The sequence below is a fragment of the Methylophaga sp. UBA5088 genome, assembly GCF_002414625.1.
Classification (GTDB): domain Bacteria; phylum Pseudomonadota; class Gammaproteobacteria; order Nitrosococcales; family Methylophagaceae; genus Methylophaga; species Methylophaga marina.
Genome location: NZ_DIAC01000114.1, coordinates 1 through 5,183, shown reverse-complemented (window position 1 = coordinate 5,183; position 5,183 = coordinate 1). Strand labels below are relative to the sequence as shown.

The following is a 5,183-nucleotide window of genomic DNA, read 5'->3' as shown; positions in this document are numbered from 1 at the left end:
TACGATTGATGATTTTTTTTCGACCTACAGCACGGTCTTTCCTCACTTGCCCAAGAAATTTTCAAATAACAACAAAACTGGTTATACCAAAGATTGGAAAGACGTTTCTGAAGCCTACAGAAAACAAAAATCATTCATTTGCGAGTGTTGCAGCCTGGACTTAAATTCACACAAAAAGCTGTTGCATACGCACCATATGGATGGAAACAAGCACAATAACAAAGAACAAAACCTGCAAGCACTTTGCATTGACTGTCATCGTAAACAGCCACTCCATGAGCAAATGTTTATTAAGCAAAGTGATATGCAAACTATAACCTTACTTAGAAAAGAGCAAGGCCTACTAGATGAACTGACTTGGTCAACAGTCCTCGATATGTCAGATTCTTCACTGCATGGACTGCTCATGTTCTACCAAAAAAAAGGAAAACAATTACCGGAGGTCGGATACCGTGTGGAACTGGGAAGTGAAGTAGTTCTGTTGGAATTAGCCTGGCCTTCTGCCATGGAGGGAGTCGTGATGACCTACCGGGATAAAGACAAGTTGCGGCAGCGTAATTGGAATATTAAAACTCTGGGTGAAGCTTTTGAGGAAATGAACCTTTAATGTAAACGACTCACAGGCATCAATCACACCTCTCTCTCCGATAAATGTCCACCAAGCTTTATCGTACTCGGGTTCATATCTCATCAAAGAAATGATACTGATTCAGGGGAAAAGTCAGTTGTAAAAAATTGGCCTGATTATGTGGTGAGCGAAAAAGTTTCTGGTAAGCTTTCAGCCTGATTCATCAAATGTATAAGGATTTACGTGTCGAAATTTACATGGATTCCAGCTTTCAGTGCTCTTTCTGAATGGTTGGAAACGCAGCAAGACCATCAATCAAATCTTATCGATACTCTTGAGTCTGTTGGCGTGAAAAACGGACTCATAGACCGAGACAACTCTGAACAAGAGTCCAGATTATCGGAAATGGATCCATTCACATTCTTCGCCATGCTGATGAAACAAGGGGAAGAAAAGCGTCTAATAATTTTTCAATCCTTAATTAAAGAATTGAATCTCGATGCTGTAGCTCCAGAAGATTTTGATGGCGTCCCTTCAGCACAAGCATTAAGGGCCTGGCTCTTCCCTTATAAAAGAACAAGAACACCAGATATGGTGGAGACTCTCTGGAAAGTTTTTTTCAAAGCCAAAACCAGGGATATTGGAGCCGATCGTTTTGATCAAGCGCTAACAGTACCCAATACTGGCTTCGCAAAGTTAACCCAATGTTTGTTTTATGCCTACCCTGAGACCTATCTCCCAATAGACAGTCAGACACGACCATGGTTGGAGAAAAACTCCATTCCAGAACCTAATCAGAGCTGGGGATCCTACATTGAGTGTTTGGACAAAGTTCGAGATAGATTTCCAGATAAATCATTTCCTGAGATTTCAAGGGAAGCCTGGCTGGAGAACAGAAATAATCCTTTTAATGCGGCGAGTGCGATCAGCCACCTCATAGATCGGTATCCTGACAGCCCAAAACCCACTCAACATATATTTGCAGTACAACTGGAAAATGGGAAAGAGCTTGCGCTTGACCCCAAAACATCCAGAAGTGCAAAGATATTTTTCTCCCAGATGCCCAGCAAGTCTATTTTTGATGGTGAGTTAAAGCATTACATGCCAGAGAAAAGCAGAAATCATCATCTCAAGCAAAGAGCACCATCACTCTCTATAGGCAATGATGCATATCTTCTGACAGTGACTTCACTGGAACAATTAGAACAGCTTTGTGATTGGTATGAAGAAAAAATCACCAAGGAAACAACAATGGAAGCGAGTACTAAGGAAAATCTCCCTGCAGAATTGAATCAAATTCTCTATGGTCCCCCTGGAACGGGTAAGACTTATGCGACCACAGAGCTTGCCGTTCAATTAGCTGAGCCGGATTGGTATGAGCAATTGATGCATCATGGCATGGTTAAAGGGCCAGCACCCAGGGATGAGATCAAAGAGAAATATGACGAATTGGTCCTTCAGGGAAGAATCGCTTTTACGACCTTTCATCAAAGCTTTTCTTATGAGGATTTCATCGAAGGGATCAGAGCTAAAACGGATGAAGAATCTTCAAATATTAGTTATGAAATTGAAAATGGTGTTTTCAAACGAATAGCAGAAAAAGCAAGTAAGGCGACTGATTCAGGTAGGCAGTTAGGCATCTCCGCAACACCAAAGATTTGGAAAATATCAATCGGGAAAAAAGATGAACATGCAATCAGAACAGCCTGTCTCAACAGTGGTGAGGCTAGAATCGGCTGGAATGATACGGGAGATCTCTCATTAGAAACAGAACAGCGATCGTCTGAGCAAATTGATTATTGGGAAAAGCTCTCTGAGCAGAACAAAAACACGATTCGAAACTTTTCTGAAGATATTGAGGTTGGTGACATACTCCTCTGCTTGAGAGACAAATCAACGATTCAAGCGGTCGGTGTTGTGACAGGTGATTATTTCTTTGATGAGGATGCAGAGAGCAATCCTGGAGAGACTCAATTTGCTCACTGTAGACCGGTCAATTGGCTCCTGAAAGATATAGAGCTGGATATTAAAGAGCTAAACCAAGGATCCAGACTTGTTCAGAAAACTGTTTATGCCCTAGACCGGATGAATTGGGATGGTGTTTTAAATGCCATTCATGAACAGGGGTATCAGATTGCTGTTGAGCGCCATGATTCTAAAAAGCCAAACTATGTTTTGATCATTGACGAGATTAATCGAGGCAATATTTCCAGGATTTTTGGCGAACTAATTACGCTCATTGAGGCCGATAAACGCATGGATGGGGAAGATGTCAGAAGTTCTCTGCTTCCATACTCAAAAGAGCGGTTCTCTGTTCCTTCCAACCTGTATTTGCTTGGAACAATGAATACTGCAGATAAATCGCTTGCTCACATCGATCTCGCCTTGAGAAGAAGGTTTTCTTTTGTTGAGCTCATGCCAGCACCAGAATTACTGGATGAAGTTGAAGTTTACGGTTTCAAGGTTGGCGATTTACTTAGAACAATCAATAATCGGATCGATGTTCTTTTGGATAGAGACCACCTCATCGGACACAGTTATTTTTGGCCATTAAGAGAATCCGACGGCTCCTCGAAAGAAGAAAAGCTTGCTTACATTTTTGAGAAGAAAATAATCCCCTTACTTCAGGAGTACTTTTTTGCAGATTGGGAAAGAATCAGTTGGGTGCTTAACGACATAGATAAAAACGAGGATGAACGTTTCATCATCCTACAAAATGGTGATAGTGATCTTGGTAAGCTTTTCAGTGACAAAGTCCTTGATACGCTTCAGGATCGACGATATCTGATAAATAAATCAGCTTTCTCAAACCCGCGCTCTTACTTGGGTATTTTTAAATAGTCCTTATGCCTGTGCAGGTAAGAGAATATGCGAGGCTGACTAAGTGCATTTCGCATGTACCATCAATTGATCTGGGGCTGATCTCAGAGACAACCTTTAATTGGATAACGAGGGAGTTAAGAGGTTCAGAACAATCTGCGAAAGTCTGGAAATATGAAACTCCTGATACTCTGAAGCTTGGCAGTTTTGTAGGTTACATAGAAACTCCAAATGGTGAGTCAATAGAGGTATTACCAAAGACTAGCCAAGGTTCTTCAGATATAGAGAAGGACCGTCTTTTATTAAGACGAATGCTACTTTCAGTCTTTGCCTTGCCTAGTCGTGAGATAGGACCTGCGGATCTGATGAGAACGGACCGCCCGATTCATGAGTGGATATTGGCTCAGTTTTTGGGTGAATTAAAGAAGCTCGTCAAACTCGGGTTCAGATTTGATTATGAGCGTGTAGAAGAAGAAAGCTATTACCTACGCGGTCAGTTGGATGTCGCTCGCCAACAGCGTCAGCCTGCTAACAAGGCGCATCAATTCCATATTCGTCACGATGTGTTCTCACCCAATAGAGTAGAAAACCAACTCATCAAGACGGCACTAGAATACTCACTAAAAGTCACAAAGGACAACGAGAACTGGCGTCTAGCGAATGAGCTTAATCACTATTTGGAAGACATTGAGTCCTTGACCAAACCACTGCATTTCATAGAGTCATGGACTCATTCAAAATTAATGCAGGCATACACTGACATCAAACCATGGTGCGTGCTCGTTTTGGAGAAATTGAACCCTATTTTTCAGAAAGGCAATCACAGAGGCATTTCGCTACTTTTCCCTATGGAGCAGTTGTTCGAAAAGTATGTGGTCCAATGCCTAAGAAAGTCTCTTCGCAGCCCAGCAAGATTACAAGAACAGGCGAAGTCAAAATACCTTGTCAGTCATCAACCATCGGGAAGAGCCGAGCCAACTAGGTGGTTCCAATTAAAGCCAGATATTCTCTTGTGGGGGAGCGAAACCTCTCATGTACTGGATACGAAGTGGAAGCTGATTAACGAGAGCTTGAATACCAGTGAGAATAAATACGGTGTCAGCCAGGCAGACATGTATCAAATGCTTGCTTATGGTTATCGTTACCAGTTAGGACAAGGCCACATGATGCTTATCTATCCAAAGCATTCAGGTTTTACTTTGCCTGTTGGTCAATTTAATTACTCAGATGATCTTAAATTATGGGTTGTTCCGTTTTGTTTAGAGTCTGGTTTATTAATCCAGGGGGAGTGGTCTGAATACTTTCCACCTCTACAATTTGAGGGCGGGTAATCTGCATTAGAACTTCTGACTTTTGAAGAGGTACTGATATGACAGAAAGACTTGAGATGACCAGAACTGAACTCTATGAGCTTGTTTGGTCAAAGCCGATGAGCAAATTAGCGAAAGAGTTTCATCTGAGCGATAAGGGATTAGCCAAGAAGTGCATCAAGCATCATATTCCTAGACCGCCTGTTGGCTATTGGGCACGAGTAGACAGTGGCCAGAAACCCAAGCAAACACCACTACCGAATACTAAAGATCCGATTTTAGACACAGTCCACTTTGAACTGAATGAGAGAAAAGGTGCTGACCAACTGTTGAGCAGTACCTTTGAAGTTGACCAGGACTTACTTGATAAAGCTAGAGAATTCAAACTCCTAAACTCAATAAAAAAATTCCACCACATCATCAGAGAAACTAGAAAAGCAAGGTTAGATCATGATGATAAATAAGGTGAATGAATTATTTACAAA

At 41.7% G+C, this 5,183-nt stretch carries 4 protein-coding genes; all 4 read left to right on the top strand.

The window, feature by feature from the left end; all coding sequences use genetic code 11:
- Window positions 1–607: HNH endonuclease (locus tag B4K20_RS14465; protein ID WP_289283439.1), on the top strand; the 607-nt coding region annotated here is incomplete at its 5' end.
- Window positions 608–811: 204 nt separating this feature from the next.
- Window positions 812–3,409 carry an AAA family ATPase gene (locus tag B4K20_RS14460; RefSeq protein ID WP_289283438.1) on the top strand — a complete coding sequence of 866 codons (2,598 nt, stop codon included), beginning with the start codon at window positions 812–814 and terminating at the stop codon, window positions 3,407–3,409.
- A 5-nt stretch (window positions 3,410–3,414) separates the two neighbouring features.
- Window positions 3,415–4,719 (top strand): McrC family protein, encoded by a 1,305-nt coding sequence (locus B4K20_RS14455; RefSeq protein WP_289283437.1) that lies wholly within the window; start codon window positions 3,415–3,417, stop codon window positions 4,717–4,719.
- Between the two features lie 38 nt (window positions 4,720–4,757).
- Window positions 4,758–5,162, top strand: a complete 405-nt coding sequence (locus B4K20_RS14450) for a hypothetical protein (protein ID WP_289283436.1) — start codon at window positions 4,758–4,760, stop codon at window positions 5,160–5,162.
- Window positions 5,163–5,183: the final 21 nt, after the last annotated feature.

Coding starts and splice junctions, on each gene's coding strand:
- B4K20_RS14455 (WP_289283437.1), top strand. CDS start 3,415: ATGCCTGTGCAGGTAAGAGAATATGCGAGGCTGACTAAGTGCATTTCG.
- B4K20_RS14450 (WP_289283436.1), top strand. CDS start 4,758: ATGACAGAAAGACTTGAGATGACCAGAACTGAACTCTATGAGCTTGTT.